We start from the raw sequence: 21244 nt of genomic DNA on the forward strand, positions 1-21244 counted from the left end.
TTTCAGCGCTGCGGTCGCCGTGTGCGGCGGGTGCGGTCCAGGCGGCGTACGGGCCGGTCCGCCGGGGCAGGCGCCGCACCGGGAGCCGCGGCCACCACGGCTTCCTGGTCCGCGATGGTGCGGGCCTTCCACAGCTGGGCGACCTGGACGTCGACGCCGAACTCCGCGGTGATCAGCCGGGCAAGGCGCGCAAGGAGCAGTGAGTGGCCGCCCACGGCGAAGAAGTCGTCACGGGCTCCGACGGCGGGCACGTCGAGCAGCTCGCGCCACAGCCCGCCGAGGCGTTCTTGCACCGCTCCGCCGAGCGGGGCGGCCTCGCCGTGCCCGATCCGTACGGCGGGCAGCCGTGCCAGGCGCTGCCGGTCGGGTTTGCCGTTGCGGTTCTTCGGCACTCCGGCAAGGACCGCGTAATCGGAGGGCACCATATAGCCGGGGACCCGGGTGGCGAGCCTGTCGCGTACCTCGCGCAGCCAGGCGGTGGGGTCCTGCGGCACCGGTCCGGCAGGGACCAGAGCGGCGAGCAGCTGGCGCTGCGCGCCTGTGCCGACGGCGTGCACGACGGCTTCGCGCAGGGGTGTCGTCGCGCGCAGTCCGGCTTCGACTTCACCGAGTTCGATGCGGAAGCCGCGGATCTTCACCTGGTGGTCGACCCGGCCGACGAAGTCGAGGAGCCCGTCCGGACGCCAGCGCACCAGATCGCCCGAGCGGTAACGGCGTTCGCCGGGGTGTTCGGGATCGGGGAGGAAACCGGCCGCGGTCCGCGCCGCGTCACCTGCGTAGCCCAGCGCCACGCAGGGGCCGCCGATGAGCAGTTCGCCGGTGGCGCCCAGCGGCACCTCCCGCAACTGCTCGTCCACCACCTTCAGCGTCGCGCCGCCGAACGGGCGCCCCAGCGGTACCGGGTCGCCCGTGGCCGGGCCGACCTCGGACCAGGTCATATAGGTGGTGGTCTCGGTCGGCCCGTACATGGCCACGATCCGGGCCTGCGGGCACTGGGCGGCGATGTCCCTGACCAGGGATCCGCCGATGGTGTCGCCGCCCATGGTGATCAGCCGGAGCCCCGGCGGCAGCGCCCCCTCCCGTGCGCACGTGGCCACGGCGGAAGGCACGCTGCTCAGGAAGGTGCCGGTCGGCTCTGCCCGGTCGACTAGGTCAAGGGCGCTCTCAAGAAGCCGCACCCGCCCGCCTGCGGACAGCGGCAGGAAGATCTCCCACACCGAAAGGTCGAAGTGCACGCCGCTGACGGCGAGCGACTCGCGCAGCTCCTGCGCGGTGAAGTTCCGCCGGCCGGACCGCATCAGACTGACGGCGGACCGGTGCGCGATCACCACTCCCTTGGGGCGCCCGGTCGAGCCGGAGGTGAACATCAAGTACGCCGGGGATTCGGGGCCGGTACCGGCATCGGCAGGTGCCCCTTCGGGCGGTCGGGCGGGCACATCGGCCGCGGGCAGCGTCCGGCAGGGCAGCGACCGGCCGGTGTCCGCGGTCTCCTCGTCGGTGACCACCACGGCGCAGCCGGCCCCGGTCACCACCCGCTCCAGGCGGGCGGGGGGCGCGGCGCGGTCCAGACCCACGTACGCGCAACCGGCCCGCAGGACACCGAGGAGCGCCGGTACGAGATCCCGTCCCCGGGACAACAGAACGCCCACGGGGCTGCCCGGGGCCGCTCCGGCGCCGCGCACCGCGGCGGCGAACGCCGCCGAGCGGTCAGCGAGTTGACGGTAGGTCAGCTCGCCGTCGCGGGAGATCACCGCGACACGGTCCGGGTGGCGTGCGGCCGCGTGCAGGACCTCGCCGTGCAGGGTGCTTTCGCGGATGTCCGGCTCGGCCTCCGAGCTGCTCCAGGACGCAAGGAGTTCACGGTCCGCCGGGGGGACGCAGTCCAGGGCGTCCACGGGTGCGCCGCTTCGGGCGATCAGGGCGTCGACGGCGGCGGGCAGCAGCTGCGCCAGGCGTTCGGCGAGCCATGCCGGATGGTGCGCCGGGTCGACGTCCACGAATCCGGACATCGTGCGGCCGTCGTCGGCGAGGGCGGTGGCAAGCAGCCACGGCCCGATGCTGACGGGCGGGACGACGGTGCGCAGCAGGCCGCCGAGCGGGACGGCCGCCCGCGACAACAGGGCTTTGCCCAGGCCCTTGAGACCCGCGGGGTCCTGGAACATCGCCAGGGTGGCTTCCGGCACCGGCATACCGGTGCCGCTCTCGCCGCCGGTGCCGCCCTCTCCGCCCTCGCCCGTGAGGGCGGCCGGCGTCACCAGGTCCGGGTAGCCGAGGCACTGGTGGGCCAGCGCTCCGCGCAGCATTCCGTGCACCCGCAGGACGTACTCCCGTGCGGTGCCGGAGCAGGTGTCGACCGGCAGGACGCCGGTGGACAGGGCGTAGCCGACCGCGCGTGCGTTGGTGCCGTTGCGTCCGTGCGTCGATACCGCGAGCGGCGCCCGGGCACTGCCGCCGAGGCGGGCCAGGGCGAGGGCCTGCGCGGCGAACAGGACAGAGTACGGGGTGACACCGCAGTCCTTGGCGAAGTCCCGCAGGGCACTCGTGCGTGTCTCCCCGAAGTCGAGGGGCGCCCGGCAGGTCCGCCGGGACGTCCCCGCGGGTACGGGGGCGGCGGGCGCGGTCGTACGCGGCAGGTCCAGGGGGTCGTGCCCGTCCTCCCACAGGCCGGTCCAGAACCTGCGGGCCCGCGCCAGGCGGGCGGCCGGTACCGGGGCGCGGGTCAGGGGCACCGGCGGGGGCAGCGCCGGGGTGTGCGCTTCGGGGCGCTGCCCGTAGATCTGGATGAGTTCGGTCAGCAGCACACCCACGGCCCACAGATCGGCGACGGTGTGATGGACGCGGACGACCAGCCTCAGCGGCGCGGTGCCGTGCTCGGCCTCTGTGCCGTCCTCGGTGTCGGCCGCGGCGTCGGGTGGTGCGAGCACCGTGGCCCGGAACAGGGCGTCCTCGGACAGTTCCGGGTACTGGCGGCAGCGTTCTTCAAGGAGGGCGTCGATGTCGGTGGCCGCGGACGCCGGGGGGAGCTGTTCGCGGTCGCAGTAGCGGTGCGGCTCCTCGTCGACCCGTTCGGCCTCGTCGACCACGCGCAGCCAGCGGTCCTGGTTGCGTACGAACCGGGTGCGCAACGCCTCGTGGCGCCGGACGAGTTCGCGCAGGGCGCGCAGCAGGCGCTCCGGGTCACATGCCCCGTCGAGCTCGAAGGCCATCGCCAGCGTCAGACCGGGGCGCTGGGGGTCGAGTTCCTGCGCCAGGCACAGCACCTGCTCATGAGGCAGCGCCGGGCGGGTTTTGGGGGCTGTGGTGTCCCGATCCTTGCGCACTGCGTTCCTCCACTCGGGAATGGCGGCGTGCCGGGCATCGATGTCCCAGCGATGTTAGGAAGGTTCGGGACGGACGCCAGGAACTCTGTCAACAAGTGGAAGGAATGCCGGACCGCTCAACGACCCTGCAGGCTGCGGAAGTTGTGGCGAATATGCCGGACGGCGCGGCGATCCGCGGAGAACTCGCGGAAAGGCGTGAGCCACGGGGAAATCCCGGCAGGACGCGGGGATATTACGGGGCGGCGCGGGGAAATCGCGCACGCGCGCGGGTCATTGGCCGCCAGGGCTGCGGGGAGCGGGCGCGCGTCAGCCCGCCGTCACCGAAATGCTCGGCCCCGGCGGGCTGACGTAGCTGACGTATGGGCGGTTTGGGCGCGCACCCAACAGCGCTGCCCGAACCGCTTGGGCTCCTGGGCCTACTTGACCTGTTCGATCTGCTTGACCTACTTGACCAATCTGACCTGCGCGAAAGCGCTCAGCGGTATTCCGCCGGGTCCACCTGCGCCGGGTCGAGGCCGCCGAAGACCACTTCCTTCAGCCAACGGGACCAGTCGGGACGGGAGCCGTCCAGATCGTCGATCTGATAGGCGTCGGCCAGGGTGTGGGACGTGACGATGCGGCCGTTCCAGCGTGCGCGGTCGTCGTCCGCCGCGAGCGCGGCGATGCCACGCCCCAGCAGATGGGGTGTCTCCGACAGCACGAAGTGCGGGTCCTTGGCGACGCCGTCGCGCCAATTCTCCTCGGTCACCTTGAAATGGTCGAGCATCGCCTCGGAACGCAGAAATCCGGGCGTGGCCGCAAGCGCCGTGCACCCGTACTCCGGCATTTGCGCGGAAAGGCCCAGGGCCAGGCGCCGTACACCGGTCTTCACCTGGTCGTAGACGAGCGAGCCCGAATTGCTGTCGGCCTCGCCGTCGGTCACCTCGACCACCAGTCCGCCGGGCTTGTCCGTCAGGAGCGGAAGCAGGGCGTGCAGGGCCCGCAGATGTGTCTCGAGGCCGTTGCGCCAGGCGCCCAACGCCCGTTCCACGTCCTGTTCCCAGAAGGGCTTGTCCCAGTCGATGAAGGGGTCGCCGCCCCACACGTCGTCGATCAGTACGTCCAGCTGTCCGCCGGTTTCGGCGACGATCCGCTCGCGCAGCGCGGTGACGCTCTTCTGGTCGAGGAAGTCGCAGAACACCGCGATCCCCGTGCCGCCGGCCGCGGAGACCAGTTCCGCGGTCTCCTCGATCGTCTCCGGCCGGTTCATCTCGCTGCGCCGGTCGCGGGTGGACCGCCCGGCCGCGAACACCGTGGCGCCCAGCGCTCCCAGCTCGACCGCGATCGACCGGCCGCAACCGCGGGTGGCCCCGCTGACCACGGCGACCTTGCCCTTGAGTGCAGATGTCATCGTCACTCTCTCCTCACGGTAATCGCGGGTGTGCTCGTCCATCGCGGGTGTGTTCGTAGATCGCTGGTGTGCTCGTCGATCGGGCGGCGCGGTCGGTTCAGGGAGTGCGTCCCTCCCCGCCCCACGCCAGCAGCACCGCGTCGAGATCCTGGCGCACCCGGTCGGCCAGTTCGCCCTCCGCGCTCAACGCCCAGTCCTGAAGCAGGCCGTTGACCAGAGCCGCCAGAATCCATGCCCCCTGGTGAGCCGGGGGCGCGTACGGCAGGCTCGCGGATTCGAGGAGCGGCGTCAGCACCGAACGTACGGCCCTTCGCTGGGCCGCGAAGCCCTCGCGCAGGCGTGTGTCGGCCAGATCCTTCCCCAGTTGCGCCAGATGCTGCGCCGCCGTGTTCGGGTCGTCGGCACCGACCGTGGTGATCAGCAGCGAGTCCCGGATGGCGGCCACCGGGTCGGTGTGCCCCTCGCTGACGCTGCGCATCTGGGCCTCCAGCGCCTCGGTGCCCTGCGCCATCATCGCCAGGAGCAGTCCGTGCTTGGACCCGAACCTGCCGGCCACCGTGCCGACGGAGACGTCGGCTTCCTCGGCGACCTGGGCGAGGGTGAAGCTCGGTCCGTGCCGGCCGATGGCCTGCTCGCAGGCTGCCAGCAACGCGCCGTCGGTGATCTTCTTGGGACGACCCATCTAGTTATTGAACCACAGTTCGCAAATCCACCCCGACCGTGGGCCCCGCGCGCCGTCGCCCCTCGGCCACCGACCGCGCGAGCGGCGGCGCAGTCCTGCCAGGAATCTTTCACCCGGCCGCCTCCGGGGCCGCCGGGCAGGCATATTCCGGTGGTGACACCGGCACGGGAGGGACGTTGAGAATTCCCGCGGAACACAGCGCCCACGGTCCCCCGCACCTGCGGCAGGACGGCTCAGGCCGATGCGTTCGGCGCTGATACTCGGCACCGGGTGCGTGGGCACATCGGCGGCTCTCGCGCTGCGCGCGGCCGGGGTGGGAGTCCACCTCGCCGGGGCCGACCAGGACGCGCTGCGGCTCGCGGTGTCGCTGGGCGCGGGCACCGCCGACCCCCCGGCGAAGAGGGTCGACCTCGCCCTGCTCGCGGTGCCCGCGGACGAGGTCGCCCCGACGCTGAGCCGGTTGCAGAAGCAGGCGGCGGCCCGGGCGTACACCGACGTGGCCGGCGTCAAACTCCGCCCGCAGCAGGAGGCACTGCGGCGCTCCTGCGACATGAGCAGTTACGTGGGCGGCCATCCGCTCGTGGACCGGGTACGCACCGGACCGCTGGCCGCCCGCGTCGACCTCTTCCGGGCCCGGCGCTGGGCGCTCACCCCCACGGAGGCGACCGACACCGAGGCCCTGAACCAGGCGCTGGAACTCGTCGCCCTGAGCGGCGCGACCCCGGTGGTGGTGGACGCGGCACAGCACGACGAGATCGCCGCCCGCACCACCCAACTCCCGCAGCTGGTAGAGGCGTTGCTGGCGAGCCGGCCCGCGCAGCCGCATCCGCTGGCCGAGGACACCGGCGGCGTTGATCAGACATCGCAGACGGTGTCGGCGGTGGAGCCGTGGAGTGCGCTGCTCGCAGGCAACGCGGACGCGGTGCTGCGCCATCTGCGGCGCCTTGACGGCGACATCCACCGTGCGATGGAGGCGCTGGAACAGGTGATGTCCCCGGTCGCGGACGGCCGGGGCGACGCCACCGCCCGTGACCGGCTGCGCGCGCTGCTGGGCCGCGCCGCCGCGCCCCATGCGCAGTCGCCCGGCGGCGCCGCCGACACCGTCCGGGTCAGCGTGCGCGATCGCCCCGGTGAACTCGCCCGGCTGCTGGCCGAGGTCACGGCGAAGGGCATGAACATCGTGGACTTCGTCCTCGACCGGACGTCCGGTCAGCTGCTCGGCACCGCCGAGATCAGCGTGGCCCGCAACAGGGCGGCACAGCTGGCCACCGAACTGAGTGCCCGGGGCTGGCCGGTGGATCTGTCCGGCCACGTCCCGCCCGAAGCCGTGGACCCGAAGCCCTGAGGAGGGCGCGGGGATCGCGCGCCGCCTGCCGCGCACAGGTCCGCGGCGACGGCTCCGGCGGAGCCCGGCCCCGACGAGAGCGAGGAGCATCACCGTGTACTGGATCTTCTGGGGCGTCCTCGGCCGCATGACATCGCCCGGTGACCCGGCGCGACCGGGGTACCCGCCGCCCCGTGGCAGGCCGGGCCCGCGCGGCCTGCTGCGGGGCGCGCGCCGCCGGCGACGCGGTCGAACGGCGCCGCCGGGTGACGGCTCCGCGTCTGCCGTTTCTGTCGGATCGGCGACAGAAACAGCTGCGCGGCACGAGTCATCGGCGGGCGGTTCATCGCCCTCTGAGGCATTTGTCGACCCGATTCGCGCCAGAAGCGAGAGAGGAGCCAACGACGGCCTAGGTACGTGAAGCATGCATCGGCACGATGGTGGGTCGATTTTTCGCCCGCCTTTATCCGCGGCCCCCGCCCCCCGTGCCCGATCGCGCCGAGAAAGAGTAGGAGCCCCACCAGTGACACGCCCACGCGAACCGCACGCGCCGGACTACCCCTTTCACACCTGTCCCGCATTAGAGGTCCAGCCCGAGTACGACCGACTGCGGCAGGACGATCCGATCAGCCGCGTCACCCTGCCCTACGGAGGGCAGGCCTGGCTGGTCACCCGCCACGAAGACGTCCGGTTCGTGCTGTCCGACAGCCGCTTCAGCCGCGCCGCGTCCGTGCGGCCCGGAGCGCCGAGGTTCTTCGAGCAGCCGGTGGCCGACGGTCTGGGCTACCTGGATCCGCCCCGGCACACCGATGTGCGCCGACTGCTCAACCGGGCGTTCACCGCCCGCCGCGTACAGGCCTTCCGCCCGCGGGTGCGGCAGATCGCCGAAGAGCTTCTCGGCGGCCCCGCGGGGCGGACACCGCCGATGGATCTGGTCACGGCCTACGCCCAGCCGCTGGCGGGCCAGGTGGTGTGCGAGTTCGTCGGAGTGCCGTACGAGGACAGCGAACGGTTCGCGCCATTCTTCGATGCCGTGGTGTCGACCACGGCGTTCGCCCCGGAGGAGATCCAGGACGCCGTCATCGGCGTGCAGCGCTACTTCACCGACCTGGTCGCCGCCGAGCGCCGCGCCCCGTCGGACACCTTCTTCGGCGAGCTGGTCCGCCAGAGCGGGGACGAAGGCACCCTCGACGACCAGGAGTTGGTCAACCTCGGCTTCGGCGCCGTCGTCGCCGGTTACGAGACCACGTCCTCGCAGCTGTGCAACTTCACCTTCCTGCTCCTGACCAGGCCCGAACGGCTGAAGTCACTCCAGGCAAACCCTGAGGAGATCCCGGACGCCGTCGAGGAGTTGCTGCGTTACGTGCCCCTCCTCTCGTACGGCGGGAACCCGGTGGTGGCCACCGAGGACGTCACCGTCGCGGGGCACCTGGTGCGGGCCGGAGAGACGATCGTGCCCTCCAACAACGCGGCCAACCGGGACGGGGAGGTTTTCGCCGACCCGCAGGACATCGACCTGCGGCGCCGCCCCAACCCGCACCTGGCCTTCCACCACGGGCCGCACTTCTGCCTGGGCTCCCAACTGGCCCGCGCCGAGCTGCAGATCGGCTTGCGCACGCTCATCGAGAGCCGGCCGCACCTGGCGCTCGACCTGCCTCCGGAGGACGTCGTCTGGAAGCAGGGGTCCGTGCTGCGCGCCCCCTCAGCCCTGCCCGTGCGCTGGTAGGACGCGCAGGAGGCCGGGAACGCACCGCGCGCACCGCCCCCGCCCCGCCGGAGTGACTTGAACGCGACCCCGCGAGCGGCGATCCGTTACGCTGTAAACTGAGTGGCCGTTCAGAAATGGGAGGACACCCATGGCCGCAGAATCAGGAGCAACGTGGACCCGCCGCCAGCGTGCGCTGCTGTGGCTGCTGTGCTCGGCGCAGTTCGTACTGATCGTCGACGTCGTCGTCGTGAACATCGCCGTCCCGTCGATCCGTTCCGAACTCGACGTTCCGGTGAGCTTTCTGCAGCTCACCAGCGTCGCCTACACAGTGGCTTTCGGCAGTCTGATGATCGTCGCCGGGCGGGCGGGTGACATCTTCGGCCGGCGCAGGCTCCTGATCGCCGGCCTGATCCTCTTTACTGTCATGTCCCTGCTATGTGGCCTCGCCCAGGAGGGCTGGCAGCTCTTCGCCGCCCGGGCGGGCCAGGGAGTCGGCGCCGCCATGGTCTCCCCCAGCGCCATGGCGCTGCTCGTCGGCGCCTTCCGGGAAGGCCAGCTGCGCAACCGCGCACTGGGCATCTGGACCGCCGTCGCCTCGGCGGGCGGAATCGCGGGACAGCTTCTCGGCGGGGTGGTGACCGAGTACATCGGATGGCGGGGCATCTTCCTCATCAACGTCCCGATCGGCGCACTCGTCGTCATCAGCGCCCTGCGGCTGCTGTCCGCCGACGGGCAGCGCCCGTCGGACGAGCCGCGCGAGCGCCTCGACGTGCCGGGCGCCATCCTGCTTGCGGCCACTCTGGGCGGCACCAGCGTCCTGCTCGCGGACGTCTCGGGCGGCGAGAGCTGGCTGACGGCGACCGGGCTGCTCGTCGTGGGGCTCCTTGCCGTTGCCCTGGTGATGGTCGAACGGCGCGCCCCTGAACCGGTGTTGCCCGGCAAACTGCTGGCCCGCCGCAACGTGGCCGTGGCCAACGTGGTCCTCATGCTCAACGCGAGCGCCACCACGTCGGCCCTGTACTTCAGCACGCTGACCATGCAGACCGAGATGGGCTACGGGCCCTTGCAGACCGGGCTCGGCTTCGCGCCGATCACCCTGATCGTGCTGCTCATCGCGCCCAAGGCCGGTGCCCTGGTCGAACGGGTCGGCGCCCGCACGTTCTTGCTGCTCGGCTCTCTCGTCGCCGCCGCCGGACTGCTTCTCCTGGTCTTCACCGCGTCCGGCTCCGGCAGCTACCTGACCGGGATTCTTCCCGGCCTCGCCCTGGTCGCGGCCGGCAACGGACTGTCCTACGCGCCGATGGTCTCCCTGGCCACCGCCGTCCCCGAGTCCGAGCACGGTCGCGCCTCCGGCCTCATCAACACCGCGCAGGAGCTCGGTTCGGCGATCGGCCTCGCCGTCCTGGCCTCCGTCGCGACACTCGGCGCGCTCGGCAGCCTGGGCAACTACTCGCTCGGCTATCTCGCCGCCGCCGGTGCGGCCCTGGTGGCGGGCATGCTCGCCTTCGCCGCACCCGAACCGACCCCACCCCCACAGACCCCACAGGACCCCCCTACGCCGTTGGCGGCCCGCGAGGGCAACAGGACGGAGGAGACGTGACCGAGGACCTGCCCCATGAGGTGCGCGAGGTGTTCGCCCGCACCATCACCTGCGAGATGACGACGCTGTCCCGCCGGGAACAACGTCCGCTCACCGCACCCATGCTGCATCTGTGGCGCCCCGGCCAGCGGGACTTCATCCTCAGCAGCGGCGTCATCATCCCCAGCAAGCTCTACCGCATCCAGCGCGACCCCCGCGTCGCGCTGTCCTTCTCCGAGTTCACCGGCTCGGGACTGAGCGACCCGCCGGCCGTGCTCGTGCAGGGCACCGCGACGGTGGACCAGCGCGTCTACGGCGCCGAGGGCATGGAGGACTTCTGGAAAGAACTCTTCCGCAAGAAGCCCGCCTCGCAGGACCTCGTCTTCGACCCGGAAGAACGCAGCGTCGACATCCGGGTACGCACGTACTGGCGAGCACGGATCACCGTACGACCCCGCAAGATCTGGACGCTGCGCGGAAAGCCGGGAACCCAAGAGATGGAGCGTGTCCTGTGACCAGCAACGGCAACGAGGAGGACCGGATCGAGGGCCTGCTCGCCCACTTCGGCACACAGGCCACCACTCCGGTCCTCTCCTTCCTCGACGCAGACGACCCCGTCAGCCTGCGGTGCCACGCCCGATGGACGCGCGGGACCTTCCTCGTCATGTCCGTCCTGCCCGACCCCGGCTCCCAAGCGGTCGCCGCCAACCTGTTGTGGCACCACCACGACGAGAAGCTGGAGGACCAGCGCTCCATGATGCTGCCCGGCACCCTGGAGCCGGGCGAGACTCCCCAGAGCGCTGAACGGGTGTTCCGGCCGACCGCGGAGCCCGTGCTCATGGGCCTCGGACCCGTGGACGTGGACGCCCTGTTCCGGCGTTTCCACAAGGCGTCGGACACCTACCTCGAACGGCACTCCCAAGAGCCGCCGCACATCGACTGGGAGGCGTTCGAAAAACTCATCGCCGAGGTCAGGGCCAAGACACCGGAACACTGAACCGACCCCCTTCCGCGCCGCAAAGCACCTGTGTTCTCCCACGAGACCGATAGGGCAAGTCCATTGAGGCGACATCGAGGAAATCGAGTCCAAGTCAAACTGGTGCGGTGGCCCACGGAATCGGCCAAGCGACGAAAATGTGTCGAGCAGGGAGAACTGCGCCTGCTCGTCATAGAGGGCGGAGCACCCGCGCCCCTTTGTTCCGACGTACGCGAGGACTGGGTGCGCGCGCCCATCAGCACCGCTGACCTACAGGCACGCGTGGCCGCATTACGGGCCAAGTCCCAGCCCTTCACCGTGCCCCGGGTGGATCCGAGCGGCGCTCTGAAGTACCGCGACCGTGTGGTGGCCATCTCCCCGGTGGAGACCAACCTGCTGGAATGCATGACCGACGCCTTCCAGTCGCTCGTCCACCGGGAAGAGCTCCTGGAGTGCCTCGAGGAGTGCGAAGCATGCAGCACGCGCAACGCCCTCGACCTGCACATCATGCGCATACGCCGCCGCATACGGCCGCTGGGCCTGGTCCTCCAGACCGCCTGGGGGCGGGGCTACATACTCGAACCCGACACCGCCCCCTCGGTCTGAGCCTTTCGGCGGCAGGGGTTCTTTCCCGCTTCTTTCCTTGCGCGTCCGACCGCACTCAGCCGCTTGTACGGTGTCGGCCAAGGTCGCGTAATCCGGAGAACACCGTCGCGGCCACCGGCTCACGAGACCTATTCATGGACCACCTCTGGAGACTCCATGAACAACGCTATGGCCGTCTCAGCACCCGCCCAGCTCCCCGGCCCCGCGCAGATCCCCCTGGTGGGCTGGCGCACCCGGGGACTGCGGATGCTGGGTGATCCAGCCGAATACTTCATGCGCCAGTACGCCCGCTACGGTCAGGCCAGCGCCTGGGACCCGCACCGTCCGCGCCACGTTTTCGCGTTCGGCCCGGAGTACCTCAAGAAGATCTTCGCGGAGCCGGACGTCTTCATCGCCGACTCATTCCGTGAGGTACGGATTCCGGAGCAGAGTTCCTTTTACCGGCTCACCAACGGCCTGTTGCGACGCAACGGCGATCCGCACCGCACACATCGCCGGCTCATGCAGCCCTCCTTCAGCGCCCGCCGTGTCCTGGTGCACCGGGAGACCGTCGCCGACGTGACCGAGCGCTGTCTGTCCCGCTGGCGCGCCGGAGACGTCGTACCGATGCACGACGCCCTCGCGCGCATCATCATGCTCACCGCGATGCGGACCGTGTTCGACATCGACGCCCCCGCCAGGATCGACCGGCTGCAAGGACTCATCAGCCGGCTGCTGCGGGTGGCCGCGTCGCCCCTGACCTTGCTGGCCCCCTACGACCTGCCGGCCAGCCCCTTCCGAACGGCTCTGCGCACCTGCGAGGAGATCGAGGCACTGCTCCTGGAGATGATCCGGGAACGCCGCGCGGGCGGGAGTACCGGCAACGACGTCCTGACGAGCCTGGTCCACGCCGAGGACGAAGACGGCAGCCGGCTGAGCGAGGCCGAACTCGTCGGCGAGGCCTACACCGCCTTCTGCCACGACAGCAGCACGGCCACCCTGATGTGGACCCTCCTCCTGCTCGACCAGCATCCGCGGCTGATGAACGACGTGGCCGACGAAGTCAGCGCCGTCTGCGGCGGCGGGCCGCCCGACGACGACCAACTGGGCCGGCTGCCGCTGCTCGACGCCGTCCTCAAGGAGACGCTGCGCCTGCTGCCGCCCGCCCCGATGCTCATCCGCTACACCGCGCGGCCCGCCGCCTTCGGCAGGTACCAACTGCCCACCGGCGCCATGGTGTTCTTCAGTTCCTACGTCACCCACCGGCTGGAGGAGACCTACCACGATCCGCTGCGCTTCGACCCGGCCCGCTGGGAGCGGGAGAGCCCCTCGACGTACGAGTACCTGCCGTTCGGGGCCGGCGCCCACAACTGCGTGGGCCGGCACTTCGCCATGCTGGAGATGAAGACCGTCCTGGCGGTGCTGCTCCAGAAGTTCCGCCCCGTGCTGGTGCCGGGCACCCGGGTGAACCGGTCGATGCGCGTTTCGCTGGTGCCGAGCGACGGTCTGCCGATGCGGCTGCTGCCCCGCGGCACGACAGCGCCCCCGACGCCGTTGCGCGGCAACATCCGCGACAGCGTGCGACTGCCCTAGCGCCCCCTCCGCGCGCTCCCCCTTCCCCGGCAGCCCCCAGGAGAACTCGTGTCCACCGACCCGCCCCTCGTCATCATTTCCGGAGCCGGCCCCACCGGCCTCGCCCTCGCCGGCGAACTCAGCGGCTCCGGCATCCGGTGCCACGTCGTGGAGAAGCGGCGCCGGCCTTCCCCGTACTCCCGGGCCTTCGGCCTGATGCCCCGCACCATGGAACTGCTCGACATGCGCGACCAGATGGAGCCCTGCCTCGACGCGGGGCTGCCCTGCACCCGGCCCCCGCTGGGTGACCTGCGCGGGCACCTGGAGTACCGCCGCCTGGACACGCCGTTCCCGTACATCCTCATCATCCCGCAGTCACGCACCGAGGAACTCCTGGAGAAGGCGGCCCTGGAGGAGGGCGCGCAGATCGAGCGCGGGGCCGAAGTCACGGCCGTGCACCAGGACCGGGATGCGGTGCGGGTCGAGATCACCGGCTCCGACGGCACCCGGCGGACGCGGACCGCGGACTACCTCGTCGGCTGCGACGGAGTCCGCAGCACCGTACGCCAGAGCGTCGGCATCCCCTTCCCCGGCCGCGACTACCACCAGTCCCTGATGATCGTCGACGCCCCGCTGGCCCGTCCCCCCGACCCGGAGATCTACGCACGCATCACACGCCGCGGCATGGTCGCCGCCTACCCCTTCGGCGACGGCACCTACCGCCTGATCATCCTCGACCGGCAGAAGATGACCGTCCCGGTGGAGCAGCCCCTGACGCTGGCGGACGCGTCGGACAGCATCCGCGGCATCCTCGGCATCGACCTGGCCCCCTACGACCCCCTGTGGCTGTCCCGCTTCCGCAGTTCGCAGCGGCACGCAACCCGATACCGCCGCGGGCGGGTGCTGCTGGCCGGAGACGCCGCGCACACCCACATACCCTCCGGCGGACAGGGGCTTCAGGTAGGCATCCAGGACGCCATGAACCTCGGCTGGAAGCTGGCGGCCGAACTGCACGGCTGGGCACCGGACGGCCTGCTCGACTCCTACGAGCAGGAGCGGCTGCCGATCGCCGCGGCCACCCTGCGCAAGACGGACATGAACTTCCGCTTCGAGATCTCGGACTCCCCGCCGGCCCGCCTCGCACGCTGGCTCATCATGAAGGGCGGCCGCTTCGGGCCGTTGCAGACGCCGGTGCTCAAGGAGTTCGCCAACTTCACGCTGCGCTATCCGCCGCCGCGCCAGGACCGGCACAACTCCCTGGTGGGCACCCGTGTCCCGGACGCCACCCTGCACGGCCGCGAAGGCAGCGGCCGGCGGCTGTTCGAACTCTTCCGGCAGCGGCGGTTCGTCCTGCTCGACCAGTCCCCCGGCGGCCGGGCCGCGGACCTCGCGGCCGACGGCTGGGGCGAGCGGATCCACGTCACCCGCAGCCATGCCCAGGGCCGTGTCCGGCTGCCGGAGGTGCTCCTCGCCCGCCCGGACGGCTATGTGGCCTGGGCCGGTGACGCCGACGACACCGGTGCCCTGCGCGGCGCGCTGACCCGCTGGTGCGGCGATGCCCGTCCCGGCGCCGGGGCAGTGCGGCCCCGCGCCGGCTCGACCGCGCGCTGACACCTCGTACCACGCTGACACCCCGTACCAGGAAAGCCGATCAGGCACGACCCGAAGGGATCCTTCCGTGTTGTTGGACCGACGTACGACGCTGCGACTGGGAACCGGGGCCGCGCTGGCGGCCACCGTGAGCACCGGGGCGCATCAGGCCTTCAGCCGGACGGGGGACCGCATTCCCTGGGGGCGGCTGCGCGACGCGCTGCGCGGCGAGTGCGTGCTGCCCGCCGATCGCGGTTACGAGCAGGCCAAGGCCATGGTGCTCGGCCAGTTCAACTCCGTGCGTCCGCAGTGTGTCGCGTACTGCGAGACGGCCGGGGACGTGGCGCGGTGTCTGCGTTTCGCGGCCGCCCACGACCTGCCGGTCGCCCCGCGCAGCGGCGGCCACAACTACGCCGGCTGGTCCACCACACCGGGCCTGATCGTCGACGTATCGCGGATGAACCGGGTGCGCCCCGGTGACGGCTCCGTGCATCTGGGGCCGGGCGCGCAGGCCGTGGACATCGTGCACCAGCTGGCACCGCACGGCCTCCAGACCATCTCCGGGCTGTGTCCGAGCGTGTGTCCGGGCGGCTATCTGCTCGGCGGCGGCATCGGCTGGGCGACCCGTAAGTACGGTCTGGGCTCGGACATGTTGCAGTCCGCGGAGGTGGTCCTTGCCGACGGCAGTGTGGTGCGGGCGTCGGAGAAGTCCGAGGCCGACCTGTTCTGGGCGCTGCGGGGCGGCGGTGGCGGCAACTTCGGGATCGTCACCGGCTTCCAGGTCCGGCCGGTCTCCATCCCTTCCCTGGTGAACTTCAACCTGACCTGGGACTGGGAGCACGCCGTCGACGTCACCCACGCCTATCTGGAGTGGCTGCGGCACGCCCCCGACTCCTGGGGATCGACCCTGGCGATCTTCCTGGCGAAGTCGACACCCGACGCGGTGCCGCAACTCCTGGTCCACGGAGCCTTCCTGGGCAGCGAGGGCGACTTCCGGCGGGCCCGCAACGAACTGGTCGACGCCATCGGGCGGCGGCCCGCCACCGAGGACATCGCCGACCTGCCCTACGACAAGGCGTCGATGCAGTTGTACGAGTGCGGGGACTACTCCGTCGAGGAGTGCCACCTGGTGGGCAGCAACCCCGAGGCGAAGGTCCCGCGTTACCACTTCGCGGTCGACCGCGGGCGGCTCGCCGACCGGCCTCTTTCGCGTACCGCGGTGCGGGAACTGATCGAGGCGTTCGACGCCGACCGCGTCAAGGAGCAGTTCCGCTATCTGACCTTCTTCGCCCTGGGCGGCCAGGCCAACCGTGTGGGGCGCGGGGAGACCGCGTACGTGCACCGGACCTCGCAGTACTACATCGGCTACACGGTCGGCCTGAACGAGGACAGCCCGGACGGCTCAAGCCGCGAGGCCGCGCAGAAGTGGGCCGACAAGGGCTTCGCGGTGTGTGACCGCTACGGCATTCCCGAGGACTACATCAACTTTCCCGACCCGCACCTCACGGACTGGCGGACGGCCTACTACGGAGAGAACTACGCACGGCTGACCGCCGTGAAGCAGGCCTACGACCCCGGCAGGTTCTTCCGGTTCGGGCAGAGCATCGGCAGCTGAAAGCACCCCTGACCACGCACACACCCGCTGAGAGAGGTTGACGCGCGATGACGACGGAGAAAGCGCCCAGCAGCAGCAAGGTCGCCGACATGTACGACGAGATCACCACCGTCATGGCCAAGTTGTGGAACGGCAATCTCCACTACGGCTACTGGAGCGGACCCGACGACGACAGCAGCTTCGAAGAGGCCGTGGACCACATGACCGAGCAGGTCATCCGGCGGCTCGACCCGCGGCCCGGCCAGTACGTGCTCGACGCGGGCTGCGGTATCGGGTCGCCCGCGCTCAAGCTGGCCCGCGACCACCCGGTGACGATCAAGGGAATCTCCATCAGCCCCCGCCAGGTGGCCCTCGCCAACGAGCGTGCGGGCAACGCGACGGGCCTGGCAGGGGCGGCCTCCTTCGAGGTCGTCGACGCCATGAGCCTGCCCTATCCGGACGGTACGTTCGACGGTGTGCTGTCGCTGGAGTCGATGATGCACATGCCGGACAAGCTGCGGGCGCTCCAGGAGATCAGGCGCGTGCTGCGTCCCGGCGGCCGCCTCGCGCTCGCCGACATCGCACGGCCGACCCTGCCCGGCGACAACGGCGACGGCGCGCCCAAGGCGGAGACGTCGGACGAGACCTACTCCATGGTGCGGATCGACGAGTACGGCGCGCTGCTGCGCGAGGCCGGCCTCGAACCCCTGGAGATCGCCGACGTCAGCGACCGGACCCGCCGTTCCAGCCGCCACTTCGTGGCAGGTGCGGAAGCGTGCCGCGACGAGTACGTGCGGGCGATCGGTGCCGAGGAGTTCGAGCGGCGCCTGGAGGAAGGACGACGGCTCGAGTGGACACCGGAAATCGGATACGTGCTGATCGCCGCCCGGCGGCCCGAGGAGTGAGGGGAGCAGCCGACCGCCGTGCCCCTCCCTCGCCTCGCCCATGACCGGAGGTTGGAAACTCATGCTTGGCCACGACTACCCACAAGACCTGCTCCCCGGATTCGCGCCGCTGCTGGACGGCTACCGCATCGCCGTGAACGAAATCGACGGGATCGAACTGCAAGCGATGTACGAGGAGGCGGGCTTCCTCTACGAGCAGAAGAGGAAGATGCTCGGGAGCAATCTGGCGCTCGTCCGGGCCAACTGGGATCGCGCGCTGCGCAGTCCGGACGACCTGTTCACCCTCGTCTACTGTTCCGACGAGCGTGGCGCGTGGGCCGCGATCACGTTGTGGCGAGCCGCTGAACACACCTATGCCCTCACGTCGTTGGTGTCCAACGGCAAGAACCCGTACGTCACCAGAGCGGCGGTCGTCGCCGGGTACCGTCACCTGTCGGACGCCGGGGCGCAGTTCCGCTCCAGCTGGTTCCGGCCCGGGCATCCGGTCGCGGCCGACTTCGCGCACCGGGTGGCCGAGGACCGCGACAACACCACCGTCGTGGACCTGGACTACTGCCCGTACCGGCCCGGTGGTGACCTGCGGTACCCCGAGATCGACGTCGAGCGCCTCGACGGCTCGCTGAGCGACGATCACCTGCGCCTGGTCGCCGAGGCGCGCGGGGCGCTGTACGCCCCGGCGGCCCAACTCACCGGCCCCGACGCCCGGTGGGACGAACTCGACCGTATCTGGGGCCGCTGCGGGCTGCGCCGCTACCAAGTCCCGCTTGCCGCCTCCGTCCGCGGTCGGCTGGTGGGGCTCGCCCTCTGCCAGCGTGGCCCCTTCGGCATCAATCCCTCGCTCCTGGAGAACAAGTGCGACCTGGTCCTCGACCACACCGCTGACCCGGCCGTGCTGCGCAAGGCGGCGGCGGCACTGCTGCACCGCACACGTGAGGTCTACCGGGACTACCCCGGCGCCCCGGTCCCGGTCATGTCCGCTCCGCGGACCACGCGGGTCCTGACCGGCCTCGGCCTGCACCCCACCCGCAAGTACGCCGAGATCATCACCACCCGCAGGGGTTTCCGGCACGCCTGCCAGGCGGTGTGCGACTCCTACAGCGACCGGACGCAGCAACGACGACGGAGTGCCTGAACATGCGCTATCTCATGGAGGACACGCGTGAAGCCCGCCGTCTCAGCGAGAAGGTCGACCCCGACCGATGGGTCGGTGACCGGCTCGACGCGCACCTGCGTCCCGGGATGAACGTCCTCGACGCCGGTTGCGGGCCGGGCGTCATCGCCGCCGCGGTCGCGGACCGCGGCCGGGGCATCACCGTCACCGGCGTCGACATCGGCAGCCACCGGGTCGCCGAGGCGCGGCGCAATCTCGGCGGCAAAGGAACCGCCGTCGAGGCCGATGTCCGCCATCTGCCGTTCGCCGACGATGCCTTCGACCTCGGCTACTGCCGGCTCATGCTCCAGTTCGTGCCGGACGTGGAGGCCGCGGTCCGGGAACTGTGCCGGGTCATACGGCCGGGCGGCACGATCGTGCTGTACGAACTCGACGGCCAGCTCAACTGGAACCACCCGATCGACGACCGGCTCCAGGAGTTGCTCTCCGGCGTGCTCGCGGGCACCGCCGAGCGCGGGTTCGACTGGCAGGTGGGGCGCAAGCTGTACACCGTGGCCCTGCGCTGCGGGCTGCGCGACATCGACGTCGCGGTCGAGCCCTACCACCTGATCGCGGGCAGTATCGATCCCGTGCGGCGGGAACAGTGGGCGCTGAAATTCGACGTCGCCAGGCCCACGGCCACGGCCGCGCTGGGCAGCGACGAGCTTGCCGACGAGTTCTTCTCCCTGTTCATGGAGCACCTGGACCGCCCCGACACGCTCACCTACAGCGTCGCCTTCGCCGTCACCGCGTCGGTCCCGGCGGAGGGAGCGTCCGCCGCGCGCTAGGTGTATTGACCCGCAGCGACGGCTTCAGATGCCCGCGTGCCCGCCGAGCCGGGACGGGTCTCCGGCGCCGCGCAGCAGGGTGTCCATGACGCGCGTGGCGAGCGCGTCCGCGTCCGCGCCGCCCTCGGCTTCCGCTCCTTCCTTGGCCGCCTCGTGGATGAGGGCGTAGTAGACGCGCCGGGTCCAGTCGAGGTCGATGTCGGGGCGGAGCACGCCCGCTTCCTGGGCGCGGCGGAAGAGCCGGATGCAGGTGGTGCGGACCTCGGCGTGGATGCGGTCCGCCTCGGGGTTGACGCCCTCGGCCGCGCGGTTCATGGAGAACGACCAGTCGGTCTTGACGCGCAGGACGTTGGCGGTGACCTGGTAGAGGGCGACGAGCGGCGGTGCGGCGTCCGGCCGTGCGGCGTCGACGGCGTCCGCGAACTGCCGGGCGGCCCAGCCGGTGAGCTCGTCGAGGAGCGCGTCGCGGGTGGCGAACCGGCGGTGGACGGTGGTGCGGGCGACCCCGGCGGCCTTGGCGAGTTGCTCCATGGTCGCTGCGGGGTTGGCGGCCAGGACGCGTTCGGACGCTTCCAGGATCGTCTGGATGGTCCGCTCGGTATCGGCCCGAAGGGGCCGCTTCGTCTGGCGGCTCGTCTGCTGCCCCGTCTGCTGGTCCGCCTGCCGGTTCGTCTGCTGCTTCTGCGCCGTCACCCCGACATGCTACGTCCACACTCCGCCAGGGGTCATACCTGCACCACACATGTCGCATGTCATGGCTGCGGGCGGCACGTCGCTGCCGATGGCGCCGTCAGTGCTGTCCTGACGCGGCCATTTCCCGTTCCCGGTCGTCCCGGGGTTCGCCAGGCTCCCGGGGCTGCTCCCGGGGCGCCGGGGTTTCCCCGACGGCGCCCGGCTTCGGGCGGGTGCGGCCGAAGCGGCGCATCACGGGGCGCTCGACGCCGACGTACAGGAGCCAGCCGCCGAGCAGGGAGACCAGGAGCGCGGCGACAACCAGCGCGGTCGCCGCCGGGGTCGCGAGCAGACGGCCGTCGAGCCACTTCCCGGCCATGACGAGCACCACGAAATGGAACATGTAGGTCGCGAAGGAGATCTCGCCGAGCCAGATCATCGTCCTGCTCCGCAGGAACGTGTGCCGGTCCGCGACGTCGGCCTGCGCCAGCGAGCAGACGAGCACCGCGATCGGGACGATCATGGCGACGGTGAGGCCGTACTGCCAGGGCACCACCAGCGCGACGGCGTAGCCCGCGGCCATCAGGAGCGCGGCCGGGGCAAGGCCGATCCGGGGGCACTTGCCCGCCATGACCAGACGCGCCATCACCATGCCCAGGATGAACTCGAAGAGCCTGGACGGCGGGAAGTTGTACGAGATCCACCACTGCGGCTCGGACAGCGGGTGATTGACCGTGATGGGGCCCTGGGGCAGGAAGAGGTCGACGACCACCTGAAGGGCGACCATGCCCGTCACCATCGCCGCGGCCGTGGACCACAGAGCACGGGCGGACATGCGCCGCACGACGGGGATGACGAACGGGAAGATCAGGTAGAAGAGGAGTTCGGCGCACAGCGACCAGGCGGGCTGGTTGATGCTGATGAACGTCGTTTCGCGGGGGAACCACGAATGGATGAGGAGCAGATTCGGCAGCCATACGGCGGCTTTCGCGGTCGCGGCGGCGAAAAGCACCATGGACAGGGCGAAGACCACTATGTGGTTGGGGTAGATCTTCAGCAATCGGCGCTTCCAGAATCCCGTGACGGTGTCGGTGGGTCTGGCCGACCAGGTGAGCACGAATCCGCTGAGCACGAAGAAGAATGACACGGCGAGCCAACCCGCCTTGCTGAAAACGAGTTTGTAGCCGTCGGCCACATTCGTGTCGGCGAAGGGGTTCAGCATCTCGGTGAGGGATGCGTGGAACAGCACGACGAGAACAGCGGCGATGGCGCGCACACCGGTCAGCGACGGAAGCTTGCTCGGACGTGCTCGAACTGCTGGCGCACCGCTGTCACGGGCGGGTTTCGGCATAACCTGTGTCACGGGAATTCCTCTTGAGGGTTTGACGGTGTGGTCTCGGAACTCGGGG

General features: G+C 70.7%; 17 protein-coding genes. 12 read left to right on the forward strand and 5 right to left on the reverse strand.

Going from position 1 to position 21244, the window contains the following annotated elements; translation table 11 throughout:
* Nucleotides 1–2: 2 nt before the first annotated feature.
* The 3 genes from ACQKIP_RS00690 to ACQKIP_RS00700 form a co-directional block, all read right to left on the reverse strand.
* Nucleotides 3–3320, reverse strand: coding sequence for a non-ribosomal peptide synthetase (locus ACQKIP_RS00690; protein ID WP_365864028.1), 3318 nt, complete (start codon nt 3318–3320; stop codon nt 3–5).
* A 475-nt stretch (nt 3321–3795) separates the two neighbouring features.
* Nucleotides 3796–4710, reverse strand: coding sequence for an SDR family oxidoreductase (locus tag ACQKIP_RS00695; protein ID WP_365864026.1), 915 nt, complete (start codon nt 4708–4710; stop codon nt 3796–3798).
* Nucleotides 4711–4807: 97 nt separating this feature from the next.
* Nucleotides 4808–5392 carry a TetR/AcrR family transcriptional regulator gene (locus ACQKIP_RS00700; RefSeq protein WP_365864024.1) on the reverse strand — a complete coding sequence of 195 codons (585 nt, stop codon included), beginning with the start codon at nt 5390–5392 and terminating at the stop codon, nt 4808–4810.
* Between the two features lie 241 nt (nt 5393–5633).
* On the opposite strand from ACQKIP_RS00700, the gene ACQKIP_RS00705 reads away from it, so the two are divergent.
* From ACQKIP_RS00705 to ACQKIP_RS00760, 12 genes are all read left to right on the forward strand, one after another.
* Nucleotides 5634–6737: a prephenate dehydrogenase/arogenate dehydrogenase family protein gene (locus ACQKIP_RS00705; RefSeq protein ID WP_365864022.1), complete on the forward strand. Its 1104-nt coding sequence runs from the start codon at nt 5634–5636 to the stop codon at nt 6735–6737.
* 502 nt (nt 6738–7239) lie between these two features.
* Nucleotides 7240–8442 carry a cytochrome P450 gene (locus tag ACQKIP_RS00710; protein WP_365864020.1) on the forward strand — a complete coding sequence of 401 codons (1203 nt, stop codon included), beginning with the start codon at nt 7240–7242 and terminating at the stop codon, nt 8440–8442.
* A gap of 130 nt (nt 8443–8572) precedes the next feature.
* Entirely contained in the window at nt 8573–10024 is a 1452-nt protein-coding gene (locus ACQKIP_RS00715; RefSeq protein WP_365864018.1) for an MFS transporter, read from the forward strand.
* Nucleotides 10021–10518, forward strand: a complete 498-nt coding sequence (locus tag ACQKIP_RS00720; RefSeq protein ID WP_365864016.1) for a pyridoxamine 5'-phosphate oxidase family protein — start codon at nt 10021–10023, stop codon at nt 10516–10518. Before ACQKIP_RS00715 ends, ACQKIP_RS00720 begins: the two co-directional genes overlap by 4 nt.
* The gene (locus ACQKIP_RS00725; RefSeq protein ID WP_365864014.1) at nt 10515–11000 is read left to right on the forward strand and encodes a hypothetical protein; all 486 of its coding nucleotides are present in this window, start codon (nt 10515–10517) and stop codon (nt 10998–11000) included. Before ACQKIP_RS00720 ends, ACQKIP_RS00725 begins: the two co-directional genes overlap by 4 nt.
* A gap of 306 nt (nt 11001–11306) precedes the next feature.
* Nucleotides 11307–11585: a winged helix-turn-helix domain-containing protein gene (locus tag ACQKIP_RS00730; RefSeq protein WP_427741806.1), complete on the forward strand. Its 279-nt coding sequence runs from the start codon at nt 11307–11309 to the stop codon at nt 11583–11585.
* A gap of 168 nt (nt 11586–11753) precedes the next feature.
* A complete protein-coding gene (locus ACQKIP_RS00735; RefSeq protein WP_427741808.1) occupies nt 11754–13157 on the forward strand; it encodes a cytochrome P450 in 1404 nt (467 codons plus the stop codon).
* A 48-nt stretch (nt 13158–13205) separates the two neighbouring features.
* A complete protein-coding gene (locus ACQKIP_RS00740) occupies nt 13206–14747 on the forward strand; it encodes an FAD-dependent monooxygenase (protein WP_365864008.1) in 1542 nt (513 codons plus the stop codon).
* A gap of 67 nt (nt 14748–14814) precedes the next feature.
* On the forward strand, nt 14815–16341 hold the full coding sequence (locus ACQKIP_RS00745) for an FAD-binding oxidoreductase (protein ID WP_365864006.1): 1527 nt from the start codon (nt 14815–14817) through the stop codon (nt 16339–16341).
* 47 nt (nt 16342–16388) lie between these two features.
* Nucleotides 16389–17225, forward strand: a complete 837-nt coding sequence (locus ACQKIP_RS00750; RefSeq protein WP_365864004.1) for an SAM-dependent methyltransferase — start codon at nt 16389–16391, stop codon at nt 17223–17225.
* A 61-nt stretch (nt 17226–17286) separates the two neighbouring features.
* Nucleotides 17287–18357, forward strand: coding sequence for a hypothetical protein (locus ACQKIP_RS00755; RefSeq protein ID WP_365864002.1), 1071 nt, complete (start codon nt 17287–17289; stop codon nt 18355–18357).
* 2 nt (nt 18358–18359) lie between these two features.
* The gene (locus ACQKIP_RS00760; RefSeq protein WP_365864000.1) at nt 18360–19163 is read left to right on the forward strand and encodes a class I SAM-dependent methyltransferase; all 804 of its coding nucleotides are present in this window, start codon (nt 18360–18362) and stop codon (nt 19161–19163) included.
* A gap of 24 nt (nt 19164–19187) precedes the next feature.
* Here the strand turns inward: ACQKIP_RS00760 and ACQKIP_RS00765 are convergent, their stop codons facing one another.
* Nucleotides 19188–19856, reverse strand: a complete 669-nt coding sequence (locus ACQKIP_RS00765; protein WP_365863998.1) for a TetR/AcrR family transcriptional regulator — start codon at nt 19854–19856, stop codon at nt 19188–19190.
* Between the two features lie 97 nt (nt 19857–19953).
* Entirely contained in the window at nt 19954–21111 is a 1158-nt protein-coding gene (locus ACQKIP_RS00770; RefSeq protein ID WP_365863996.1) for an acyltransferase family protein, read from the reverse strand.
* Nucleotides 21112–21244 lie beyond the last annotated feature (133 nt).

The organism is Streptomyces sp. NPDC059900 (genome assembly GCF_050270335.1).
Lineage (GTDB): Bacteria > Actinomycetota > Actinomycetes > Streptomycetales > Streptomycetaceae > Streptomyces.

What these genes read in the sequence shown, in the direction of transcription:
- ACQKIP_RS00695 (WP_365864026.1), bottom strand. Translation starts at nt 4,710, where the DNA reads ATGACATCTGCACTCAAGGGCAAGGTCGCCGTGGTCAGCGGGGCCACC.
- ACQKIP_RS00700 (WP_365864024.1), bottom strand. Translation starts at nt 5,392, where the DNA reads ATGGGTCGTCCCAAGAAGATCACCGACGGCGCGTTGCTGGCAGCCTGC.
- ACQKIP_RS00705 (WP_365864022.1), top strand. Translation starts at nt 5,634, where the DNA reads ATGCGTTCGGCGCTGATACTCGGCACCGGGTGCGTGGGCACATCGGCG.
- ACQKIP_RS00715 (WP_365864018.1), top strand. Translation starts at nt 8,573, where the DNA reads ATGGCCGCAGAATCAGGAGCAACGTGGACCCGCCGCCAGCGTGCGCTG.
- ACQKIP_RS00735 (WP_427741808.1), top strand. Translation starts at nt 11,754, where the DNA reads ATGGCCGTCTCAGCACCCGCCCAGCTCCCCGGCCCCGCGCAGATCCCC.
- ACQKIP_RS00750 (WP_365864004.1), top strand. Translation starts at nt 16,389, where the DNA reads ATGACGACGGAGAAAGCGCCCAGCAGCAGCAAGGTCGCCGACATGTAC.
- ACQKIP_RS00755 (WP_365864002.1), top strand. Translation starts at nt 17,287, where the DNA reads ATGCTTGGCCACGACTACCCACAAGACCTGCTCCCCGGATTCGCGCCG.
- ACQKIP_RS00760 (WP_365864000.1), top strand. Translation starts at nt 18,360, where the DNA reads ATGCGCTATCTCATGGAGGACACGCGTGAAGCCCGCCGTCTCAGCGAG.